The organism is Planosporangium flavigriseum, from assembly GCF_011947225.1.
In the GTDB taxonomy this organism is placed as follows: Bacteria; Actinomycetota; Actinomycetes; order Mycobacteriales; family Micromonosporaceae; genus Planosporangium; species Planosporangium flavigriseum.
The window spans coordinates 73,792-94,698 of sequence record NZ_JAATVW010000014.1 but is presented as its reverse complement, the minus strand read 5'-3'; the positions used below and the strand labels follow the sequence as shown (position 1 = coordinate 94,698).

Here is a 20,907-nt window from a genome sequence, read left to right as displayed (position 1 = left end):
CGGAAACCACGGTTCTGCGACGACCGTGACAGGGGTCACCATCTCCCTCACCTTCGTCGTCGAGGAGTGTCCCGTGTCCACGATCCCCCGCAACCAGTGGTACGTCGCCGCCTACGGCCGCGAAATCGGCCACGACCTGTTCTCCCGGACCATCTGCGGCGAGTCGGTCCTGTTCTGGCGTACCGAGTCCGGTGATGTCACGGCCGTCTCCGACCGCTGCGTGCACCGCCGCTTCCCGCTGTCGCAGGCCCCGAGCCGGCTCGTCGACGACCAGGTCGTGTGCGGCTACCACGGCTTCACGTACGGCGCCGACGGCCGCTGCGTCGCCGTGCCCGGCCAGACCCGCATCCCCCGCACCGCCCGGCTGACGTCGTACCCGGTCGTCGAGCAGGACTCGTTCGTCTGGATCTGGATCGGCGACCCGGCCCGCGCCGACAGCACCCGCATCCCCCGCGCGCCCTGGCTGGACTCCCCCGACTACACCACCGTCTCCGGGATGGAGCCGCTGCAGGCGCGCTTCGGGCTGCTCGTGGACAACCTGCTCGACCTCTCCCACGAGACCTACCTGCACGGTGGCTACATCGGCACGCCCGAGGTGGCGGGCACACCGATCACCACCGAGGTCGACGAGGAGGCTGGCATCGTCTACGTCAGCCGGCACATGGACGACGCCGAGTGCCCGCCGTTCTATTCGAAATCCACCGGCCTGTCCGGGCGCATCACCCGCTGGCAGGACATCGAGTACACCCCGCCGTGCCTGTACAAGCTGCACAGCCGCATCGCCCCGGTCGGCGTGCTGCCGAACGCCGACGGCACCGACCCCGACGCCTTCCACGTCGAGGTCGTGTACGCGATCACGCCGGAGACGGAGAACTCCACGCACGACTTCTGGGCCGTCGCCCGGGACTTCGCCCTCGACGACGAGTCGGTGTCGGACTTCCTGCGGGAGAGCAACCGCACCGTCGTCCTCCAGGACGTCGCCGCGCTCGACGTCCTGGAGCAGGTCATCGCGACGGAGCCGGAGGGTTACCAGGAACTGTCGATCAACATCGACACCGGTGGCCTGGCCGCCCGCCGCATGCTCGCCGCCCAGCTCGCGCAGAGCGCCGACCGTACCGCCGTCGCCGGGAGCTGAGCCTCGTGGAACCGACCCGCGTCCTGAGCGGCCGCAAGGTGCTGCGCGTGGTGTGGTTGCCGGGCAGCGACCGCCTGCAGGGCAACTGCCACTGCGGTGCGGTGCACATCGCCGATGACCCCGTCGAGGTCTGGACGTGGCTGCTCGCCCACCCCGTCGGGCATGAAGCACCGGCGGCCGACCCGCCACCCCCCGCACGCCCCGAACCCGCCCTCGCCACCGCGGGAGCCGGCTCATGAGGACCGTGCCCGACGAGGTCGAGGTCGACCTCGTCGTGCACGAGCGCCGGGAGCCGGCCGCCGGGGTGGTCACCGTCGACCTGCGCGATCCGTCCGGCGCCGAACTCCCGGCGTGGGCTGCCGGCGCGCACATCGACCTCGTGCTGACCGACGACCTCGTCCGGCAGTACTCGCTGTGCGGCGACCCCGGCGACCGGACGACGTGGCGGGTGGCCGTGCTGCGGGAGCCCGACGGGCGGGGCGGATCGGCGTTCGCCCACGACAAGTTGCAGCCGGGCGCCACCGTGCGGGTACGGGGCCCGCGCAACCACTTCCCGCTGGTACCCGCGCCCCGGTACGTGTTCATCGCCGGCGGAATCGGCATCACCCCGATCCTCCCGATGCTCGCCGCGGCCACCGCCGCCGGCGCGGACTGGCGGCTCACGTACGGCGGGCGCAGCGCCGCGTCGATGGCCTTCGCCGACGAACTGTGCGCCGCCCACCCCGACCGCGTGGTCTTGCGTCCGCAGGACGAGTACGGGCTGCTCGACCTCGACGCCATCCTCGGCGAACCCGCCGCCGACACCCTCGTGTACTGCTGCGGGCCCGGTCCGCTGCTGGATGCCGTGGAGCAGCGGTGTGCCCGCTGGCCGTCCGGGGCGCTGCACGTCGAGCGGTTCGCGCCGAAGGAGCAGGGCGCACCGGTGCTGTCCGGCGCCTTCGACGTCGAGCTCGCCGTCACCGGCACGACGCTGACCGTGCCGGTGAACCGCTCCGTCCTCGAGGTGGTGGAGGAGGCCGGCGTACAGGTGCTGTCGTCGTGCCGGGAAGGCACCTGCGGCACCTGCGAGACGACCGTACTCGCCGGCCAGGTTGATCACCGCGACTCGCTGCTGACCGAGGAGGAACGGTCGGCCAACGACACGATGTTCATCTGCGTGTCCCGCGCAGCCTGCCCCACGCTCGTCCTCGAGCTGTGAGGGGCGATTATGGGTCCGTGAATGGCGACGGCCGCGACGGCGGTGAGCGGTGCGCGGCGGCCGGGCGTACCGGCCCGGTGGTCGCGCGGGCGCTGCACATCCTCGGCGCGTTCACCGCCGACCACCGCCTCATGACGCTCAGCGAGCTGTCCCGGCGAACGGGCCTGCCGGTCTCGACCGTGCACCGGCTCGCGACCGACCTGGTCGCGAGCGGGGCACTCGAACGCAACGCGGCGGGGTCGTACCACATCGGGCTGCGGCTTTGGGAGATCGGATCCCTGGCCCCGCGCGGTCAGGGGCTGCGGGAACGCGCGCTGCCGTTCCTGGAGGACCTCTCTCAGGTGACGCGCGAGAACGTGCAGCTCGCCGTGCGCGAGGGCACCGAAGTGGTGTTCATCGAACGGATCGCCGGCACGGGCGCGGTACCGGTCCTCACCCGGGTCGGCGGCCGGTTTGCGCTCACCGCGACGGGTGTGGGCCTCGTGCTGCTCGCCCACGCGCCCGTCGACATCCAGGAACAGGTGCTGGCGGGCCGGATCGAGCGGTTCACCGAGCGCACGATGACGACCGCCGGCCAGCTACGGGCGGCGCTGGCCGACGTGCGCGCCCGTGGCTACGCGGTCAGCGACCGGCAGGTCACCATGGACGCCCTGTCGGTCGCCGCGCCCATCCACGACGGTCAGGGCGACGTCGTCGCCGCCGTCTCCATCGTCGTTCACCACGGCAGCGCGTCGCCGCACACGCTCGCACCCCTCGTGCGTACCAGCGCCCGGGCGATCTCGCGGGCGCTCGCCCCGTTCCGCCAGGACCCCCCGGTCGCTAGCGGTGAGCAGCGATGAACCACCTGTTGTTGCTGACCGGCGTGGGAGTGGTCGCCGGCGTCTTGAGTACCGCGGTCGGGCTCGCCTCGCTGGTGTCGTACCCGGCACTGCTGATGATCGGGCTGCCGCCGGTGGCGGCCAACGTGACCAACACCGTCGGTCTGGTGGCCACCGGGATCGGCGCGGTGGCCGGCTCCCGGGCGGAGCTGGCCGGCCAGGGCCGGTTCATCGCCCGGCTGTGCACGGTGAGCGCGCTCGGCGGGGTGGCCGGCGCCCTCCTGCTCCTCGATACCTCGCCGCGATTGTTCGAAATGATTGTGCCGGTCCTGATCGCCGGCGCGTCGATCCTTCTGCTCCTCGGTCCCCGACTGCGCCGTCGAGTGGCCGGGCAGGCGGTGGAGCCGGCCGCCCACCGGCCGCCGAACCGGCTCGGCGGGTTGCTCGCGATCGCGCCGATCGGGCTGTACGGCGGCTATTTCGGTGCCGCCGCCGGCGTCCTGATGCTCGCCGTTCTCACGCTCATGCTGGCCGGCCAGTCACTGGCCCGCACGAACGCAGCCAAGAACGTCGCCCTCGGCGCCGCCAATGCGGCAGCCTCGGTGATCTTCGCGGTCACCGGCCCGGTGCACTGGACGGCCGCCGCCGCGCTCGCGGCGGGCTCGCTGGTCGGTGGCTGGATCGGCCCGGCCCTGGTGCGCCGGGTGCCGCCCGGTCCGCTCCGCATCCTGATCGCCGTCGCCGGCATGGCCCTGGCCGTGAAGATCGCCATCGACGCCGGGCTAGGGTAGCCGCCCTGCCGGATTCACGGCAGGTTCGGCAGCGGCCACACCCGGCCGGTGGTGCTGTCGACCAGAGCCGCGCGGTCGACCTGCGCGGTGAGCGCTGGCGGTTCACCGCCGATCCGTCCCCCGACCTGGTCTACCTGTCCACTCTGGTGGTCATCCGGCGCCTCGCGGAACAGCAGGTGCCGCTGTCCAAGGTCTCCGCCCAGTGGGTGCGTGGCGACGATCCCGCGGTTCACGTCCGCGCGCTGCAGAAGATCATCGACCTGGGCGGCACCCCGTTCGCCCACTCCGGGCAGGCCGATCAACCGCGGGTCGTCGACTTCTACGGCCGCCATGTGCTCCCGTACGTGCACCGCCGACGCGCCTCGGATCCGATCGGCCGGGCTGATCTAGTGCAGTTGTCCGGCGCGTAACGTGCCGGAGCGTGGATGGACGGATGCGGATAGGAGCACAGCGGTGAGCACCGCTGTCGCGGTGGCGCTGCTGTTGGGTGTGCTCGCGTTCGCGGTGGCGCGGCCGTGGCGGCTTCCGGAGGCGGCGGCCGCGGTACCGGCCGCGGCGGTTGTCGTCGCCGCGGGTCTGGTGCCGTGGCCGGCGGCGGCGCACGAACTGGCGCTGCTGGGGCCGACGGTCGGGTTCCTGGCCGCGATCCTGGTGCTGGCCCACCTGGCCGACGCCGAGGGCGTGTTCGGCTACGCCGGTGCCGCCGCGGCCCGTTACAGCGGCGGATCGCCGCGCCGCCTGCTCGCCATCGTGTTCGTCATCGCCGCGGTGGTCACCGCGATCCTGAGCCTGGACGCCACCGTCGTGCTGCTCACCCCGGTCGTGTTCGCCACCGCGTCGACGATCGGGGCCCGCCCCAAGCCGCACGTCTACGCCTGCACCCACCTGGCCAACTCGGCGTCACTGCTGCTGCCGGTGTCCAACCTGACCAACCTGCTCGCCCTCGCCGCCACCGGGCTGGGCTTCCTGACCTTCGCCGGGCTGATGGCGCTGCCCTGGCTGGCCGTCATCGCCGTCGAGTACCTGATCTTCCGCTGGTTCTTCGCCGACGACCTGGCCACCCCGGCCCGCCGGCGAACTCCGGCGCCGGTCCGCGCGCCCCGGTTCGCACTCGCCGTGCTCGCGGTGACCCTGGCCGGCTTCGCCGCCTCCGAGCCCCTGGGGATCCACCCGGCCTGGGTGGCGCTCGCCGGCGCGCTGGTCCTCGCCGGACGGCGGCTGCTGCGTCGCCCGGCCGGTCTCGGTGGCAACGGCCGGTCGCGCGAGGTGTGGTCGCTGCTGAAGGCGGCCAACCCGGCGTTCTGCGCGTTCGTGTTCGCCCTCGGCATCGTGGTGCTCGCGGTCAGTCGCAGCGGCTTCGGCGCACTGGTCGACCGGCTCGTCCCCCACCACGCCGACCTGCCCGGTCTCCTCGCCATGGCCGCGCTCGCCGCGGTCCTGGCCAACCTCCTCAACAACCTGCCCGCCACCCTGATGCTGGTACCGCCCGTGGCCCACTCACCCGGGCTCGTGCTCGCCGTCCTGCTCGGAGTCAACATCGGCCCGAACCTCACCTACGTCGGCTCGCTGGCCACCCTGCTGTGGCGCCAGGTCCTGCACGCCCACGACCACGCCCCGGCGACCGGCGAGTTCCTGCGCCTCGGCGCGGTGACCGTGCCGGCCTGCCTGGTCGTAGCGGTAGCGGCGCTGTGGCTCGGTCTGCGAGTCTTTGGGATGTCATGAGGAGGCCGTGATGAAGATCCTGGTCTGGCTCGCCGAAGGCACCTGGGAGGCGTGCGTCGACGCCGCCCGCGACCTCCTCGACGGCCAGGTCACCCTCCTGCACGTCATCGACGAAAGCCTGGCCGCAGCGATCGCCGCACCGCCCACCGCGCTGCTGGGCCGCGGCACCCCGCCGGCCACGACCGACCTGCTCGCGGCCGCCCAGCAGGCGCTGCTGGACGCCGGCGCCGCCCGGCTCGGCCGGCCCGCCGCCCGGCTTCCGCGACACGGCCGCCCCGAACGGGAAGTCGTCGCCGCGAGCGCGGACGCCGACGTCCTGGTCCTGGCCCGCGACGGCGACCGCAGCCGGCTCGGGCCCCGCAGCCTCGGCCACGCCACCCGGTTCGTCGTCGACCACGCCCCGTGCCAGGTCCTGCTGGTATGGCCCGACCAGCCACCCGCCCTGACCACCGTTCCCCCACCACCGCCGAACGGCCCCGCCGGTCGTTAGAGCGCGCAGACATCAGCGGGCGGGACCTGGCCGAGTACGTCGCCGTCGCCGTGTGCGCCACCAGCCATGGTCGGCTGCTACCCACCGCCAGGGCGGTCATTCGCCGAGGATCCACATATTTATTGTTGCCTTGACCGATTGTTCAACAACCCCATACAGTCTAGCCGTCTGATCTACCTACATCGATTGGACGGCCAGGATGAAGAACCCGACGCACACATTCGGCGTCGCCCGCGTCGGCACGGTCGCCCTGCTGCTCGCTGCCACGACAGCCCTCGTGGCGGCGACACCGGCGGCAGCGAACGGACGCGTCTCCGACTGTCTCGACCCTCACACACCACTGTCGGTGGAGGAGAACCGGCTCAGTTTCACCCTTCCCGACAACGACAACCCCGCCGTGCTGCAGTCCAAGCCCTTCGCCCAGCAGATGGTCGAGGGCGGCGGCCTCCAGGACTTCCGCCCGCAACTTGTCCGCAGGCTCTGTCAGACCACCACCGCCGGGACGGCGATGATGCTGGTCAAACAGGAGGGCGAGCAGTTGTGGCAGGCAGCCGTGCGGCGCGCCCAGCACAAGGGCAAGGTCAACGGCAGCCTCCCCTACAGCGATGACCGGCCGCTCTACTGGACCCGCCTGCAGTCGACCGCGGCGATCCGCCAGTGGAAGCCCCGGTTCGACCTTCCCCCCGCCTCGCGGGCCACCCTCATCACCGCGTTCGACCGGGCCTCCCGCGGCATGTTCGACATCGACTTCCCCGCCGGCCGCTCAGTGGTACGAGTCATCACCAGCGGCTTCGACCCGTACACGTTGGACGGCGGACCCGCCGGCACGGCCCCCGGAGCCACCGGCAACAACATCCGCCACGGCAACCCGTCCGGCGCGACCGCCCTGTCCATCGACGGCACCACGTACCAGACCAAGGACGGCAGGACCGCGTACATCCAGGCGTACACGCTGCCGGTGAACTACACCGAGTTCAAGGCGGGGTACCTGGAAGACACCGTGGGGCCGTTCATGCGGCCCGGCCCCCGCCAGGTCGACGCCTCCATCACCGTGAGCCAGGCCGTCGGCTCGGAGTTCTGGCTCGAACAGTGGAACGGCCGCTACCACGGCACCTACCCCGGCAACGACAAGTCCCTGCCGTGCCCGATAGTCAACGGCGTCCCGCAGCTGGCCGTCAACAACCACGGGTGCAACAGCACGGTGGTGCAACGCTGGGGCGGGCCGTCGACGTTCAGCCTGACCAACCCGCCACAGTGGACATCGGCCACCCTGCCGATGGCCGAGATGATCAAGGCGGACACCGGGCGGTCGGTACCCCGGCCGCCGGGTGACACCTGGCCGGACACGTCGGTCGCCTTCGGGGTCATCTGGCACACCAGCTACGACGAGTTCCCGGACTGCACCTCCCCCGCCCGGGTGACCCGCAACAACCCGCCGCCGGTCGCGTTCCCACCGCCGACGGCGCCCATCCCGCCCGATCCCGGATCGTGCTCCTACAACGGCGGGGGCGGCAACTACCTGTCCAACGAGAGCGCGTACCGCAACACCCTGCTGCGCGACCGGATGGGGCTGCGCATCCCGGCAGGCCACATCCACACCCCGGACATGCAGCACTTCGAAACGCCGTACAACCCCAGCGACGCCACGTTCGACGCCTGGCGCCAGGCCATCGCGGCCCAGACACGCAACCTCATCCACGCCGTCGCGGACAGCGTCGACTGAACCGACGGGCCCCCGCCGGCATCCGTTCGCGGGGCCGGCACCGGCAGCCTCCCTGCCGGTGCCGGCCCCGGCCTCCGAGCGGCCTGACCAGGCAGCGGGCGCCGGAGAATCGTGATTTCGGCCACGAACGCCCGCGTGCTGGTAAATGTCGGCCCGCTGCCTCCGATGTCATGTCAGACCGGTAACACCTGGCCTTACCATCTGGACATCCCCGGCACCGGGCTGCTATCGGCGTCACACCGCGACAGGGTGAAACAAATCGACCGAGCCACCTGGATAACCATGGTGATGCCCGTCGGGCGGTGAAGCAACGTCAACGTATGGGTACCCCTATGGAAACAGCCGGCGCGGAAACAGGAGAAGACCGATGGACCACCTGATGTCACCTGCTGACGAGGGGCGCCAGAACTCGCGCCACCGCGTGCTGATCATCGGCTCGGGCTTCGGAGGACTGTTCGCCGCGAAGGCGCTGCGCCGCGAAGACGTCGATGTGACGATCGTCGCCCGGACCAGCCACCACCTGTTCCAGCCCCTGCTGTACCAGGTCGCCACCGGCATCCTGTCCGAGGGCGAGATCGCCCCGGCGACGCGCGAGATCCTGCGCCGGCAGCGCAACGTACGGACGCTGCTCGGCGATGTCGTCGACGTCGACCTCGACTCCCGTACCGTCACCGCCCTCGCCCCCGCCGGCATCACCTACACCGTCGGCTACGACAGCCTGATCGTGGCGGCCGGCGCCTCCCAGTCGTACTTCGGCCATGACGAGTTCGCCGAGCACGCACCAGGCATGAAAAGCATCGACGACGCGCTCGAACTGCGTGGGCGGATCTTCGGTGCGTTCGAGCTGGCCGAGCTGGAGACCGACCCGGCCGCGGCGGAGCGCTGGCTGACCTTCGTCGTGGTGGGCGCCGGCCCGACCGGCGTGGAGATGGCCGGCCAGATCGCCGAGCTCGCCCACCGCACCCTGCCCGGCGACTTCCGCCGCATCGACCCGCGCCAGGCCCGGATCCTGCTGCTGGACGGCGCGCCCGCGGTCCTGCCCTCCTTCGGGGACCGCCTGTCCACCAAGGCCCTGCGCCAGTTGCACCGTCTGGGCATCGAGGTCGAACTGCACACCACCGTGGTCGGCGTGGACAGCACCGGTATCGAGGTCGTCGACGGCACCGGTACCCGCCGGCGGATCGAGACCATGACCAAGATCTGGGCGGCCGGCGTCGCCGCCTCCCCGCTCGGCAAGCTGCTGTCCCTCGGGTCCGGCGCGGAGACCGACCGTGCCGGCCGGGTCATGGTCGAGCCGAACTGCTCGCTGCCCGGCCACCCGGAGGTCTTCGTGGTCGGCGACATGATGTCGCTGAACCGGCTTCCCGGTGTGGCGCAGGTCGCCATCCAGAGCGGCCAGCACGCCGCCGGCCAGATCACCCGCCGGCTCCACGGCAAGCCCACCGGCCAGCCCTTCCAGTACCACGACAAGGGCAGCATGGCGACGATCTCCCGGTTCTCCGCCGTCGCCAGCGTCGGGAAGATGCGCCTGTCCGGCTTCCTCGGCTGGATGCTGTGGCTCGCCGTCCACCTGCTGTACCTGGTCGGCTTCAAGAACCGGGTCACCGCCGCGCTGCACTGGTTCGTCAGCTTCATCGGTCGCGGCCGCTCCCAGCGGACGATCACCATCCAGCAGATCTTCGCCCGTACGATCCTGCAAAAGGTGGCCCAGGAAGAGGCCGCCCGGCTGGAAGCCTCCCAATCGCGTTAGCCCTGTCGGTGACGGGTGGTGGCGCCACGCCGCCCCATCCGTCACCGCGCGGGCAACCGTCACCGGGCGCGTTCGATCTCCGCGACCTCCTCGTCACTGAGCTGCAGGTTCGCGGCGGCGAGCATCGGGTCTACCTGGTCGGGCCGGCGGAAGCCGACGATCGCGCCGTCGACGGCCGGGTTGCGCAGGGTCCAGGCGATGGCGACCGCACCGGGTGTGGTGCCGTGCCGGTCCGCGATGGCCCGCAGCCGCTCGACGAGCGCGAGGTTGGCCGTCAGCTGGGGCTCCTGGAAGCGTGGGTCACGCTTGCGCCAGTCGTTGTCGGGCATGCCCTCGATCCGCTCGCGGGTCATCTTCCCGGTGAGGAGCCCGGACGCCATCGGCGAGTAGACGATCACACCGATGCCCTCACGCTCGGCGTACGGCAGGATCTCGTCCTCGGTCGCGCGGTCGATCAGCGAGTATGGCGGCTGCAGCGTCTCCACCGGCGCGATCGACTGGATCCGACGCAGCTGCTCGACGTTGAAGTTGGAGACGCCGATGTGGCGGACGAGGCCCTGCTCCTTCAACTCGACCAGCGCCGACCAGCCCTCCTCGATGTCCTCGTCGGGTACCGGCCAGTGGATCTGGTACAGGTCGATCGCCTCGACGCCGAGCCGCTCCCGGCTCGCCTCCGCCTCGCGCATGATCGAGTCCCGGTTGAGGCTGTTCACCACCTGCCCGTCCGGGCCTTCCAGCAGTGAGCACTTGGTGAACACGTACGGCCGCTCCGCCACCCCGTCGAGTGCGCGTCCGACGATCCGCTCCGAGTGCCCGAAGCCGTACGCGGCGGCGGTGTCGATCCAGTTCACGCCGCGCTCCAGCGCCCGGTGGATCGCGGCGATCGACTCGTCGTCCTCCTGCGGCCCCCAGCCGAACTCCCAGCCGCCACCGCCGATCGCCCAGGCGCCGAAGCCGATCCGGGTGATCTCCATTCCGGTGCGGCCCAGTTGCCCCGTCGCCAACTGCTGTGTCTTCTGCATGACGCCCCTTCTCACCACGGCCGGCCAGATCTACCGCGGCCGTCTCACCGACCCGTACCCCGGCGGTGACCGGTCACACGACACGCCCCGCGCCGTCGGCCAACCGCTCAGGCCGGACGATGTTCGCGAATGTTTGCCGAACCGACAGTGCGGGTAACCATGACCGTCGTTGGCGTGGAGCGCGATGAGGAGCTGACATGGCTGGCGGTCGGATGAGTACCCACCGGTTGGTAGACGGCACGATGGTCGTCGACGTGCAAGGAGAGCTGGACCGGGCTTCGACCTTCACGCTACGGGACGGACTGTTCGGCGATGTGGTCGCTGCCAGACCGACGCGGGTCCTGGTCGACCTCGGGTCCGTGACGGCGATGGACGACACCGCGCTGAACGCGCTGCTGTGGGTACAGCGGCAAGTACGCGCGCATGGCGCCTCATTGGAAGTGACGAACGCGAGCCCCTCGGCGGCGCGGCTGTTGAGCACAGCGACGCAGTGAGGGCGCAGCGCCGGTCCAGCTTGGACGGCGCCCGGCCGACATGGGTCTGCACGGTGGCGTCGGACAGGTGACGGCACCGTCGCCCCCGTTGGGGACGAGCGGTTTGGACCGGGCGCGTGCGGAGAGGAACACGCTGAAGTACGGCCTGGACCAGGGTTGCCGCCGAGGGGGCCGCAGTGGTGTGCTCGACCACCGGTACACCTGCGCGGCGTCGCATGTCACGCGTCGCCGCGCTGCTCGCCGCCCCCGCGGCGGCCGCCTGTCTGCTGGCGGGCTGCGGTGCCGGTCAGGAGGCGCAGACCAGCAGCATGGTCCCGCCGGTGGCCGGCAACGAGGCCGACTCCAGGCCCCACGGCCAGGCCGCGCTGCGCAACGTCCAGATCAGATACAACAACCCGCAGGGTTACCCGGCCGGGGCGACCGCCCCGCTGTCGCTGTACATCGCCAACAACAGCCTGTCCAAGCCGCTCGTCCTGCGCAGCGTCGCCGCGGCCAGCGCGAAGAGCGGCACCCGGTTGGGACCCGTCGTACTCCTGGGCGGCGCCCCTGACATCGGGGCGGGCGTCGGCGAGCCGTCCATCTCCGCACCGTCCGCCGCCGCACCGTCCGCCAACCCGTCCACGAGCGGTGCGCCGGCCAGGCTGACCATTCCGCCGAACGGGTACGCGCAGCTGGACGCCGACCACGGCGGCTATCTGGCCGTCAGGAACGTGACGGAGGCACTCGCACCGGGTTCGACGGCGCGCGTGACGTTCACCTTCGAGGGCGAGGACCCCGTGGTGATGGCCGTGCCGTTCGGCGTTCCGCTGTCTCCGCCGCCACCGGCACCGGTGGTGCCCTCCGTGACGGCGCCGGAGTGAGCGTGTCGGCCTATGATCCACGCCACCATCTTTCCGGCGCGGAAAACTTGCAAATTTGGCAAGGACGTTCGACCGTAGAGCCATGACCTCAGAACCAGGCCTGCGGGAGCGCAAGAAGGCCGCGACGCGGGCCGCTTTGAGCCACGCGGCGTGGACCCTGATGCTCGAGCACGGCCTGGACGCCGCGACCCCGGAGGCGATCGCGGAGGCGGCCGAGGTGTCGGCGCGCACATTCCGCAACTACTTCGCCAGCCGCGAGGAGGCGATCGTCGACGAGCTGGCGCAGCGCTACCTGACGCTCGCCGACAAGATCCGCGACAGGCCCGCCGGTGAGCCGGTGTGGGACTCCTTGATCGAGGTGCTGCCGTCGGCGGTCCCCGAGATCGTCGGTGACCGCGCCAAGCTCGCCGCACTGATGCGGGTGATGACAGAGAGCCCGGCGCTGCGGGCGCAGCTGCTACTCGTGACCGAACACCTGAGCACGGTCATGGCCCAGGTCGTCGCCGAGCGCACCGGCACCGACGCCGACCGCGAGCTTGCCCCGCGCCTGCTGGCCGACACCATAGGCACCGCGATCGGATCCTCGGTCGGCTTCTGGGCCCGCAGCGGCACCGACGCCGCGCTGCCCGACCTGATCCGCGACTCGCTGACGCAGCTGCGCGCCGGCCTACCCATCGGCGCCGTCGCACCGGCCGCCTGACCCGATCCGACCGTTCCAGCCGTCCGCCCGCAGCGGCCGACGGGCGACTCCGCACGCGTCTTGAACAGGAGATATTTTTCGATGGCTACCTTGCTGTACCGGCTGGGCCGGTTCTCCTTCCGCCGTCGCTGGCTGGTGCTGCTCGCGTGGCTAGCCGTGCTCGCCGCGACGCTGGTCGGCATGGCCACCCTGTCGAAGCCCACCTCGAACGCGTTCAGCATCCCCGGCACCCCGGCGCAGCAGGCGATCGACCTGCTCCGCGAGCGGTTCCCGCAGGCCTCCGCGGGTGGGGCCGCCGCCCGGATCGTGTTCGCCGCACCCGACGGCCACACCCTCGCCGAGCCGGGCCGCAAGGCCGCCGTCGAGCGTGCCGTCGCCGACCTGGCGAAGTCGCCGCAGGTCGCCATGGTGACCAACCCGTTCCAGACCCGGGCGGTCAACCAGGCGGGCACCGTCGCCTACGCACAGGTCACCTACAAGGTGCAGGCGGGCGGCCTGACCGAGGCCGCCCGCGACGCGCTCACCAGCGCGATCTCGACCGCCCGTACGGCCGGGCTGACCGTCGAGGCCGGCGGCGACGCGATGCAGAACCGCCCGCACGCCGGCGTCGCCGAGGTCGTCGGCGTCATCGTCGCCGCGGTCGTGCTGGTCATCACGTTCGGCTCGCTCGTCGCCGCGGGCCTGCCGCTGCTGACCGGCATCCTCGGCGTCGGCATCGGCGTGACCGGCATCGGCGTGGCCACCCACTTCTTCGAGCTGTCCGGGACGACCTCGACGCTGGCGGCGATGCTGGGCCTGGCGGTAGCAATCGACTACGCGCTGTTCATCGTCTCCCGCTACCGGCACGAACTCGCCATCGGTCGCGACCCGCAGGAGTCCGTCGGGCGTGCGGTCGGTACCGCCGGCTCCGCCGTCGTCTTCGCCGGGCTGACCGTCGTGATCGCCCTCGCCGGCCTGTCCGTGGTCGGCATCCCGTTCCTGACCCAGATGGGCGTGGCCGCCGCCGGCACCGTCGCCATCTCCGTGCTGATCGCCCTGAGCCTGCTGCCGGCGCTGCTCGGTTTCGCGGGGCGGCGCATCACCGCCGGCCATGTACCGGGGTTGAAGGACCGCGACCCGGAAGGCGACAGCGCCAAGCCGACGCTGGGCACCCGCTGGGTGCGGGCGATCGTACGCCGGCCGGTCGTCGCGCTGCTGGCCGCCGTGATCGGCCTCGGCGTGGTCGCGATCCCCGCCCTCGACCTGCGGCTGGGCATGCCCAGCGACGCCTCCGCCAGCCCCGACACCACCCAGCGCAAGGCGTACGACCTGCTCTCCGCCGGCTTCGGTCCGGGCTTCAACGCACCGCTGACCGTGGTCGTCGACGCCCCTGCCGGCACCGCACAGGCCGCGGCCGACCAGGTGGCCAAGGACATCCGCGGCCTGGCGAGCGTCGCCGTGGTCACCCCCGCCGTCGTCGGCCCCGCCGGCGACACCGCCATCCTCACCGTCATCCCCACCGCCGGTCCCGACACCACCGCCACCGAGAACCTGGTCCACGCGATCCGCGGCCTCGACGCCCCGGCCAGGGCCTGGATCGGCGTCACCGGTACCACCGCCGTCAACCTCGACGTCTCCACCAAGCTCGCCGACGCGCTGCTGCCCTACCTCGCCCTCGTGGTCGGCCTGGCGTTCGTCCTGCTCGCCCTGGTGTTCCGGTCGCTGCTGGTGCCGTTGAAGGCCACCGTGGGCTTCCTGCTCAGCGTCGCCGCCACGTTCGGCGCCGTCGTGGCGGTCTTCCAGTGGGGCTGGCTGGCCGACCTGCTCGGCGTCAACCAGACCGGACCGGTCATCAGCTTCCTGCCGATCTTCCTGATCGGGATCGTGTTCGGCCTCGCCATGGACTACCAGGTCTTCCTGGTGACCCGCATGCGCGAGGAGTACATCCACGGCGCCGCACCCCGCGACGCGGTCGTCCACGGCTTCAGCCACAGTGCCCGGGTCGTCACCGCCGCCGCTCTGATCATGATGAGCGTCTTCTTCGGCTTCATGCTCGGCCCCGAGGCGATCATCAAGTCGATCGGCTTCGGCCTCGGCATCGCCGTACTCTTCGACGCCATCGTCGTCCGCATGGTCCTCGTGCCAGCCGTGATGACTCTGATCGGCCGTGCCGCCTGGTGGCTGCCCCGCTGGCTCGACCGGGCGCTGCCCAATGTGGACGTTGAAGGCGAAAAACTGCTACAGCACCTCGACCAGCGCTCGCCGCAGTCTTCGATCCAGGGGGTCCACGAGACCGCGCTGCGCTGACCCGACGCCCGTCGGTCGCCGCCGTCCCACCCGGACGGCGGCGACCGGCACGGAGGAGAGCTCGTTCTAGTCGACCACGGGCAGGCTCAGCCGGGAGGGCCGCGCCGCGTCGTGGCAGACGATCTGCGTGACGACCCGGAGCTCGTGCGGGCCGGCCGCCACCGGCGACACGTCCCAGCCGGGGTGGCGGTCGAGGACGGGGAAGCTGCTCCCGGCGATCTCGAGCCGGATCCGGTGGCCGGCGTCGAAGCGGATCGCGGTGGGTGACATACGGATCGCCAGCTCGCGGACGGAGGGTTCACCGTCCCAGGCGATCCGGACGTTCCCGTCGGAGACGTTGATCGCCGTACCGTCCGGATGCACGTCGACGAGGCGGACCACCACGTCGCAGCCGGGGCCGTCGCACGCCGCGAACACCGTCGCCGTCGGCACCCCGATGACGACCAGCGGCCGGTCGAGGGCGGCCGAGGTGTAGACCAGCAGGTCGTTGCGGATCTCCTCCGGCTGCTGGTCGGCCGGGCCCATCGGGGTCAGCGCCGCCGAGGAGGCGCTGCGGCCGCCGAGGCTCATCACCGGCAGGTTCGCGTCGGACGCCCACACGTCGGCGGGCTCGCCGGCGGGCGGCTGCTCCGGTGACAGCGCGCCGGTGCCGTTGACCGAGCCGGCACGGCCGTCGCTGCGCAGGTACAGCAGGCGGTCCCGCGCGGGCGGCGGCCACTCCTGGTACTCGCGCCAGCGGTTCTCCCCCATCACGAAGAGGCGCACGGGCGCCTCTTCGCCCACGTCCTCACCCTTGAGGGTGCGCCGGAAGAAGCGAATCTGCGCGTCGTCGACGAGGTTGCGGGCCTCCGGTCCGAAGTCGCAGGCGCCGACGGTCTGCGCCCACGGCATGTGGTACCAGGGTCCGACGATCAACGATTGGCTGGCCACGCCGCGCCGCCGCAGCGTGCTGAAGTTCTCCAGCGTGCCCTCGAGGAAGACGTCGTACCAGCCGGCCACGTGCAGTCCCGGCACCTCGATCGCGTCGTAGCGTTCCTTCGGCGACACCGCGCGCCAGTAGTCGTCGTAGTCGGGGTGCTCGAGCCACTCGCGCAGGAACGGCGCGTAGCGCGCGAGCTCCGGGGGCAGGGCGTCGCGTACCGGCAGCCGCGCGTAGAGACCGTACGGTGCCGAAAGGATCGCGTCGAACGCCGCGACGGCCGCCGCGTCACCCGCGCGCACCGCCTGGTCGCGCCCGAGCCCGGCGGCCCAGCTGAGGACGAACGCCAACTGCAGCGCGCCGCCGTGGTAGGTCCAGCCCTCGTGGTAGTTCGAGCCCGTCATCGCCGGCGCGATCGCGCGCAGGTGGGGCGGCGACTGCGTGGCCGCGAGCAGCTGCGTCGCGCCCGGGTACGAGAACCCGTACGTGCCGACCGCCCCGTCGCACCACGGCTGGGCGGCGACCCACTCGATCGTGTCGTAGCCGTCCTCGGCCTCCTGGTGGAACGGCCGCAGGGTGCCCTCCGACTCGTACGTCCCGCGCACGTCCTGGCAGACGACCGCGAAGCCGTGCCGCGCGTACCAGGACGGATGGGCGTAACCCTCGAACTCCCCGACCCGCTTGTTGTACGGCGTACGCAGCACCAGGGCCGGCGCGGGCGTGTCCGCGGGCAGGTAGACGTCCGCCGACAGGTGGACCCCGTCCCGCATCGGCACCCGTACATCGTGGTGGACCTCGACCCCGAGGAGGTCCCGCCCCAGCGCCGGGCGCGGCTCGACGGCCGTCATCACGCGACCCCCTGCTCGGCGGCCGGGACCGGCGCGTCCGGCACGGCCGCCCGCCGCGCGACGGTGAGGCGGTGGATGGCCAGGTAGAGCACGCCACCGGCGACCGCGCCGACGAGGTACGTGAGGTCACCCCACTCGCGGTGGGCCGCCGCTATCGGCCCGGTGTAGTGCTTCCAGCTCCAGAACGGCACGGAGATCAGGCACGCCCCCACCCACGCGAGCAGCCCCCACGAGGACGTGCGCGTCCGGTCGTAGAGCTCGGGGATACGGCGTGGGTCACGGCGCCCGCCCACCGTGTAGTCGAGCATCATGATCACCATCCACGGGGTGGCGATGTAGGCGGTCAGCAGGAGGAAGTCGTAGAAGCTGCCGTACAGGTCGCCCTGGAGCGCGATCGCGAGGACCGCGGAGGCTGCGGTGAGGACGATGACGGCGACCGGCCGACTGGTCCGCGGGACGAGCGCGATGACGGAGATCGCGCCGCCGTAGATGTTAACGGTGTTGATCACGATCGTCGACAGCGCGAGGGTGATCAGTACGATCGGCGCGAACCCTCCGGTGAGCTGCTCGATCGCCGGCACGGCGTCGAACTGGCCGGCGAAGCCCGCGATGACCGCGCCGAGGCAGCCTAGCCAGACGGTCGGCACGAAGTTACCGAGGGCGGAGTACATGGTGACGCGCCAGGCCGGCGTGTTCGCGGGCAGGTAGCGCGAGTAGTCGGCGGCGAACGTCGCGTAGCCCATCACGTACGCGAAGAACACGCCCGCGGCGGTGAGCCAGCCGCCCCACACCCCGATGAAGTCCGGGGCCTCGGGGTTCACCCCGAAGGAGAAGTCCGCCTTGCTCAGCGCCAGGACGGTGATGATCGCGAACACGACCGCCATCACGATCGTGGTCCACCGGGCGGCGAGGTGCACCAGGTCGTAACCGAAAATTGCGATGATGGCCTGGGCGATCGCGGTCACGATGACGATGACAGCCAGCGGGATGTTCACCACGCCCTGCAGTGCCCAGGCACCGAACACGAGGTTCACGGTCGCCCAGCCCAGCGAGCCGAAGACGCTGGTGTACGCGACCATCGGCCAGGCGCCGAGGAACCCGAGCGGGCCACGGGCGAGGATCGGCGCCGCCACGCCGAGCCGGCTCCCCATCGCGGACAGCACGCCGATCGCGACCGAGGCGAGGGCCGTTCCGACGACGATCGCGGTGACGCACTGCGCGAGCGAGAGCCCGAGGAACGCCGGGAAGAAGCCCGTCAGCACCACCGCGAAGGCCAGGTTGGTCGACGCGAAGATCGTGAACTGGGTGTGTGGCTTGCCATGGCGCTCGTCCAGCGGGATCGGCTCGGCGCCGTGTTGCTCGATGCGACTTAAGGCAGGCTCGTCGGCCATGGCTTCTCCTCGATTGTGTGCCGCTCCTCACATCAGCGTGCCGGCAACATACCGTCCAGACGGTATGTTGGTCAACGGAGCATCGCTGTACACTCAGGCGGATGGCGAAGCGGGTAAAGGAAAACGCTGCCGGCGCCGGCGACATCGACACGCGGCAGCGGCTGCTCGACGCGATGATCGCCCTCGCCGAGACCTCCGGCGTGGCCTCCGTGACGCTGGAGGCGGTCTCCGCGCACGCCGGGGTCAGCAAGGGCGGCCTTCTGCACTACTTTCCCAACAAGGCGGCGCTGCTCGAGGCGATGGTCGAGGAGATCGTCCGCCGCTACTACGACCGGATCGCCGCCCGCGTCGGGCAAGGACCCGAACCCGAAGACGCAGTCGCCCGGGCGTACGTCGCGACCTCGGCCAACCTCGGGCCGGGCACGAAGCTCTGGACCGCGGTCCTCACCGCGAGCCTCCTGCAGCCGTCCCTGCTGGAGATCCTGCGGGACCGGTCCCGTCAGCTCTGGGCCGAGGGCATGAAGCAGACCGACAACGTCGACGCGGCGGTGGCCTGGCTCGCCGCCGACGGCCTCTGGCTCTCGGAGATGCTCGGCCTCTACGAGGTGACACCCGAGCTACGGGCCGCGGTGACCGCCCGCCTGGCCGAGCTCACCGCCCAGTGATCGGGAGGGTCGTCACGTCCAGGCAGACCGGGCGCAAACTCGTCGCCTCGAACAAGAAGGCGCGGCACGACTACACGATCCTCAAGACGTACGAGGCAGGCATCAAGCTGGTCGGCACCGAGGTCAAGTCGGTGCGCGAGGGCCGGGTGTCGCTGGTCGACGCGTTCGCCCAGGAGCTCGATGGCGAAATCATGCTGTACGGGCTGCACATCGCCGAGTACAGCTACGGCACCTGGACCAACCACAAGCCGCGCCGAACCCGCAAGCTGCTCCTGCACCGGGTGGAGATCGACCGGATCATCGAGAAGGTACGGGAGGGCGGCGTGACGCTCGTCCCGCTGTCGGTGTACTTCTCCAACGGCTGGGCGAAGGTCGAACTCGCCCTCGCCCGCGGTAAGCGATCGTGGGACAAGCGGCAGACCCTGGCCGAACGGGACGCCAACCGGGAGATCGCCCGCGAGATGAGCCGCCACCTCAAAGGCATCACCGGCCGACCCGCACCTGGTCGCTGATCTCCTACGACCCCCACTGAAGCACCACCGATGTCCGATTCATCGGCAGTGGCTGCCCGCGAGCTGCCGGTGCGCTGGTGAAACCGCCGGTTCACGATTCGTTCTGGCCGGTGCCGATCCTGGTGCCGCTCTCGGCGGCGAGCATGGCCTCCAGTTGAACGAACCAGGACGCGGTGAGCGCGATGACCGCCGCACGTTCCAGGTCCCGCGATTCCCTGACCGCTATTTCAATATGGGCGTCGGCGGATTCGAAGTCGCCATTGATCGTGGCCGAGAGCGCCCTCGCCGCGACGCGAAAGACGGGCGGGACGCCCTCCGGGGACATCGCACTCTCATCGCCCGTCGTTGACGGTACGCCTAAGGCCAGGGACGCCGATGGGCTGGCGTGCCGTTGGCCGACCATCGCCGCCGAAGACCGTAGGACCGACCGAATGAGCTCTCTGATCCCCGTTCCACTGTTGCCCTCGACAACCTTCAGACAGGCAACCGCGAGCGCTTCACCATCGTCGACACGAGCGACGGCGATGAGATCGTCTACGGCGAGTCGTTCTGCGCTCATCTCAGCCACAGCAACCTAACGGCCAGCAGGGACGGTCGTTGGAACCGACTAACCGGCAACGGGAAGGAGGCGACCTCCGGGCGCGCGGGTCCGACGATGAGATCGCGAATTACCGTTACTGCAATCTATGAATAGCTGACACAGCCCCACTCGGCACATCTTTTCAGCCTTCCCCACCCCGTCACCGACATGAGCAGGATGAGACAGCGGAGCGCGGCGGCCATCGGTGCCCCGATCCCCTTTTCGGAGACCAGTTGCAGGTGCCAGCCACGAGTCGCGTCGTAGCAGAGGCGTTTATCGCACGACTAGTCCGCTATCGTGACCCCCATCGATCGGGCACTGCCGGTGACGATCTTTATCGCGCCCTCGATGTCCTTCGCGTTGAGATCCGGCAGCTTGCGCTCAGCGATCTTCCGGAGCTGCTCCTGAGTCAGGACGCCGGCGGACTCCAGAGCCGGACGCGACGATCCACCCTTGATGCCGAGCGCACCGCGGATGAGGAAACTCGTGGGCGGGGTCTTGTACCGCAGTTCGAAGCTCCGGTCTTCATAGACGCTCACGACAACCGGAATGATCTCGCCACGGTGGCGCGCGGTCGCTTCGTCGTATTCAGCTTTTACCGCGCGCATGTTGATACCGGTCGGACCAAGATTCTTTCCGAGCTCGACGACTGCGGCGTTGCCTGCCTCAAGCTCAAGGGTGACTTCGTGGGTCTTCTTCTTCCTCGGTGGCACTGCCTACTCCCCATTGACATCGTGCCGCGACCGCCATCGCGTTACGCAACTTCCATCGAGAGCTTGACATTGATGACTGCATCAGCGACGCCACAGCCCCGGCACTGTGGCACATCGCCGCTACACCGCTTCAACCTCACGAACAGCGGAGCAGCCCAGCCGAATGGAAGAGCCGCTGGTCGCTGAATGTGGACGAAGCCTGGCCAATGACACGGCCGAGTAAGATTTATTTCTCCGTTCGACAAGCTTCGTGCGGGCCTAACCTAACCCGCCATCATCCGACTGTCGAC

General features: G+C 70.6%; 21 protein-coding genes. 15 read left to right on the top strand and 6 right to left on the bottom strand.

Annotated features, from left to right (window positions below):
- The first annotated feature begins 73 nt into the window (after positions 1-73).
- From HC028_RS28530 to HC028_RS19030, 5 genes are read left to right on the top strand one after another with little or no spacing between them, the layout of a single operon-like run.
- On the top strand, positions 74-1,135 hold the full coding sequence (locus HC028_RS28530) for an aromatic ring-hydroxylating oxygenase subunit alpha (RefSeq protein ID WP_168078721.1): 1,062 nt from the start codon (positions 74-76) through the stop codon (positions 1,133-1,135).
- A 5-nt stretch (positions 1,136-1,140) separates the two neighbouring features.
- The gene (locus HC028_RS19045) at positions 1,141-1,374 is read left to right on the top strand and encodes a hypothetical protein (protein ID WP_168078720.1); all 234 of its coding nucleotides are present in this window, start codon (positions 1,141-1,143) and stop codon (positions 1,372-1,374) included.
- Positions 1,371-2,333, top strand: a complete 963-nt coding sequence (locus HC028_RS19040) for a PDR/VanB family oxidoreductase (RefSeq protein ID WP_168078719.1) — start codon at positions 1,371-1,373, stop codon at positions 2,331-2,333. Before HC028_RS19045 ends, HC028_RS19040 begins: the two co-directional genes overlap by 4 nt.
- A 17-nt stretch (positions 2,334-2,350) precedes the next feature.
- Positions 2,351-3,172, top strand: a complete 822-nt coding sequence (locus tag HC028_RS19035; protein WP_239075409.1) for an IclR family transcriptional regulator — start codon at positions 2,351-2,353, stop codon at positions 3,170-3,172.
- Entirely contained in the window at positions 3,169-3,942 is a 774-nt protein-coding gene (locus tag HC028_RS19030; protein ID WP_168078718.1) for a sulfite exporter TauE/SafE family protein, read from the top strand. Before HC028_RS19035 ends, HC028_RS19030 begins: the two co-directional genes overlap by 4 nt.
- 14 nt (positions 3,943-3,956) lie before the next feature.
- Here HC028_RS19030 and HC028_RS19025 read toward each other — a convergent pair whose 3' ends face one another.
- On the bottom strand, positions 3,957-4,274 hold the full coding sequence (locus tag HC028_RS19025) for a hypothetical protein (protein WP_168078717.1): 318 nt from the start codon (positions 4,272-4,274) through the stop codon (positions 3,957-3,959).
- 121 nt (positions 4,275-4,395) lie between these two features.
- Between HC028_RS19025 and HC028_RS19020 the strand changes: the two genes are divergently transcribed.
- The 4 genes from HC028_RS19020 (at position 4,396) to HC028_RS19005 (ending at position 9,627) form a co-directional block, all read left to right on the top strand.
- Positions 4,396-5,664 (top strand): SLC13 family permease, encoded by a 1,269-nt coding sequence (locus HC028_RS19020; protein WP_168078716.1) that lies wholly within the window; start codon positions 4,396-4,398, stop codon positions 5,662-5,664.
- 10 nt (positions 5,665-5,674) lie between these two features.
- Positions 5,675-6,154 carry a universal stress protein gene (locus HC028_RS19015; protein ID WP_168078715.1) on the top strand — a complete coding sequence of 160 codons (480 nt, stop codon included), beginning with the start codon at positions 5,675-5,677 and terminating at the stop codon, positions 6,152-6,154.
- A 199-nt stretch (positions 6,155-6,353) separates the two neighbouring features.
- A complete protein-coding gene (locus HC028_RS19010) occupies positions 6,354-7,877 on the top strand; it encodes a hypothetical protein (RefSeq protein WP_168078714.1) in 1,524 nt (507 codons plus the stop codon).
- A gap of 379 nt (positions 7,878-8,256) precedes the next feature.
- Positions 8,257-9,627, top strand: a complete 1,371-nt coding sequence (locus HC028_RS19005; RefSeq protein WP_203981271.1) for an NAD(P)/FAD-dependent oxidoreductase — start codon at positions 8,257-8,259, stop codon at positions 9,625-9,627.
- A 59-nt stretch (positions 9,628-9,686) separates the two neighbouring features.
- Here the strand turns inward: HC028_RS19005 and HC028_RS19000 are convergent, their stop codons facing one another.
- Positions 9,687-10,649: an aldo/keto reductase gene (locus tag HC028_RS19000; protein ID WP_203981254.1), complete on the bottom strand. Its 963-nt coding sequence runs from the start codon at positions 10,647-10,649 to the stop codon at positions 9,687-9,689.
- A gap of 197 nt (positions 10,650-10,846) precedes the next feature.
- Between HC028_RS19000 and HC028_RS18995 the strand changes: the two genes are divergently transcribed.
- The 4 genes from HC028_RS18995 (at position 10,847) to HC028_RS18980 (ending at position 14,989) form a co-directional block, all read left to right on the top strand.
- Positions 10,847-11,143 carry an STAS domain-containing protein gene (locus HC028_RS18995; RefSeq protein ID WP_168078712.1) on the top strand — a complete coding sequence of 99 codons (297 nt, stop codon included), beginning with the start codon at positions 10,847-10,849 and terminating at the stop codon, positions 11,141-11,143.
- A gap of 215 nt (positions 11,144-11,358) precedes the next feature.
- Positions 11,359-12,003, top strand: coding sequence for a hypothetical protein (locus tag HC028_RS18990; protein ID WP_168078711.1), 645 nt, complete (start codon positions 11,359-11,361; stop codon positions 12,001-12,003).
- A gap of 82 nt (positions 12,004-12,085) precedes the next feature.
- Complete coding sequence (locus tag HC028_RS18985) at positions 12,086-12,703, top strand: TetR/AcrR family transcriptional regulator (RefSeq protein ID WP_168078710.1); 618 nt, start codon at positions 12,086-12,088, stop codon at positions 12,701-12,703.
- A gap of 81 nt (positions 12,704-12,784) precedes the next feature.
- Complete coding sequence (locus HC028_RS18980) at positions 12,785-14,989, top strand: MMPL family transporter (protein WP_168078709.1); 2,205 nt, start codon at positions 12,785-12,787, stop codon at positions 14,987-14,989.
- A gap of 66 nt (positions 14,990-15,055) precedes the next feature.
- On the opposite strand, the gene HC028_RS18975 is transcribed toward HC028_RS18980, so the two are convergent.
- Both HC028_RS18975 and HC028_RS18970 read right to left on the bottom strand, forming a co-directional pair.
- Positions 15,056-16,756, bottom strand: a complete 1,701-nt coding sequence (locus tag HC028_RS18975) for a CocE/NonD family hydrolase (RefSeq protein ID WP_168078708.1) — start codon at positions 16,754-16,756, stop codon at positions 15,056-15,058.
- Positions 16,756-18,147: a purine-cytosine permease family protein gene (locus HC028_RS18970; RefSeq protein ID WP_168078707.1), complete on the bottom strand. Its 1,392-nt coding sequence runs from the start codon at positions 18,145-18,147 to the stop codon at positions 16,756-16,758. Before HC028_RS18970 ends, HC028_RS18975 begins: the two co-directional genes overlap by 1 nt.
- A 101-nt stretch (positions 18,148-18,248) precedes the next feature.
- Between HC028_RS18970 and HC028_RS18965 the strand changes: the two genes are divergently transcribed.
- Together HC028_RS18965 and smpB are read left to right on the top strand one after the other, a co-directional pair.
- Positions 18,249-18,812 carry a TetR/AcrR family transcriptional regulator gene (locus tag HC028_RS18965; protein ID WP_168078706.1) on the top strand — a complete coding sequence of 188 codons (564 nt, stop codon included), beginning with the start codon at positions 18,249-18,251 and terminating at the stop codon, positions 18,810-18,812.
- Positions 18,809-19,324: an SsrA-binding protein SmpB gene (gene smpB, locus HC028_RS18960; RefSeq protein ID WP_275408236.1), complete on the top strand. Its 516-nt coding sequence runs from the start codon at positions 18,809-18,811 to the stop codon at positions 19,322-19,324. The genes HC028_RS18965 and smpB overlap by 4 nt, the downstream gene beginning before the upstream one ends.
- A 91-nt stretch (positions 19,325-19,415) precedes the next feature.
- Here the strand turns inward: smpB and HC028_RS18955 are convergent, their stop codons facing one another.
- Together HC028_RS18955 and HC028_RS28525 are read right to left on the bottom strand one after the other, a co-directional pair.
- Positions 19,416-19,883 (bottom strand): hypothetical protein, encoded by a 468-nt coding sequence (locus tag HC028_RS18955; RefSeq protein ID WP_168078705.1) that lies wholly within the window; start codon positions 19,881-19,883, stop codon positions 19,416-19,418.
- Positions 19,884-20,188: 305 nt separating this feature from the next.
- Complete coding sequence (locus HC028_RS28525; RefSeq protein ID WP_168078704.1) at positions 20,189-20,617, bottom strand: uL11 family ribosomal protein; 429 nt, start codon at positions 20,615-20,617, stop codon at positions 20,189-20,191.
- Positions 20,618-20,907: the final 290 nt, after the last annotated feature.

Coding starts and splice junctions, on each gene's coding strand:
- HC028_RS18975 (WP_168078708.1), bottom strand. CDS start 16,756: ATGACGGCCGTCGAGCCGCGCCCGGCGCTGGGGCGGGACCTCCTCGGG.
- HC028_RS18970 (WP_168078707.1), bottom strand. CDS start 18,147: ATGGCCGACGAGCCTGCCTTAAGTCGCATCGAGCAACACGGCGCCGAG.
- HC028_RS19005 (WP_203981271.1), top strand. CDS start 8,257: ATGTCACCTGCTGACGAGGGGCGCCAGAACTCGCGCCACCGCGTGCTG.
- HC028_RS18955 (WP_168078705.1), bottom strand. CDS start 19,883: ATGAGCGCAGAACGACTCGCCGTAGACGATCTCATCGCCGTCGCTCGT.
- HC028_RS18965 (WP_168078706.1), top strand. CDS start 18,249: ATGGCGAAGCGGGTAAAGGAAAACGCTGCCGGCGCCGGCGACATCGAC.
- HC028_RS18995 (WP_168078712.1), top strand. CDS start 10,847: ATGGCTGGCGGTCGGATGAGTACCCACCGGTTGGTAGACGGCACGATG.
- HC028_RS18985 (WP_168078710.1), top strand. CDS start 12,086: ATGACCTCAGAACCAGGCCTGCGGGAGCGCAAGAAGGCCGCGACGCGG.
- HC028_RS18990 (WP_168078711.1), top strand. CDS start 11,359: ATGTCACGCGTCGCCGCGCTGCTCGCCGCCCCCGCGGCGGCCGCCTGT.
- HC028_RS19000 (WP_203981254.1), bottom strand. CDS start 10,649: ATGCAGAAGACACAGCAGTTGGCGACGGGGCAACTGGGCCGCACCGGA.
- HC028_RS19010 (WP_168078714.1), top strand. CDS start 6,354: ATGAAGAACCCGACGCACACATTCGGCGTCGCCCGCGTCGGCACGGTC.
- HC028_RS18980 (WP_168078709.1), top strand. CDS start 12,785: ATGGCTACCTTGCTGTACCGGCTGGGCCGGTTCTCCTTCCGCCGTCGC.
- HC028_RS19040 (WP_168078719.1), top strand. CDS start 1,371: ATGAGGACCGTGCCCGACGAGGTCGAGGTCGACCTCGTCGTGCACGAG.
- HC028_RS19025 (WP_168078717.1), bottom strand. CDS start 4,274: ATGGCGGCCGTAGAAGTCGACGACCCGCGGTTGATCGGCCTGCCCGGA.
- HC028_RS19015 (WP_168078715.1), top strand. CDS start 5,675: ATGAAGATCCTGGTCTGGCTCGCCGAAGGCACCTGGGAGGCGTGCGTC.
- HC028_RS19030 (WP_168078718.1), top strand. CDS start 3,169: ATGAACCACCTGTTGTTGCTGACCGGCGTGGGAGTGGTCGCCGGCGTC.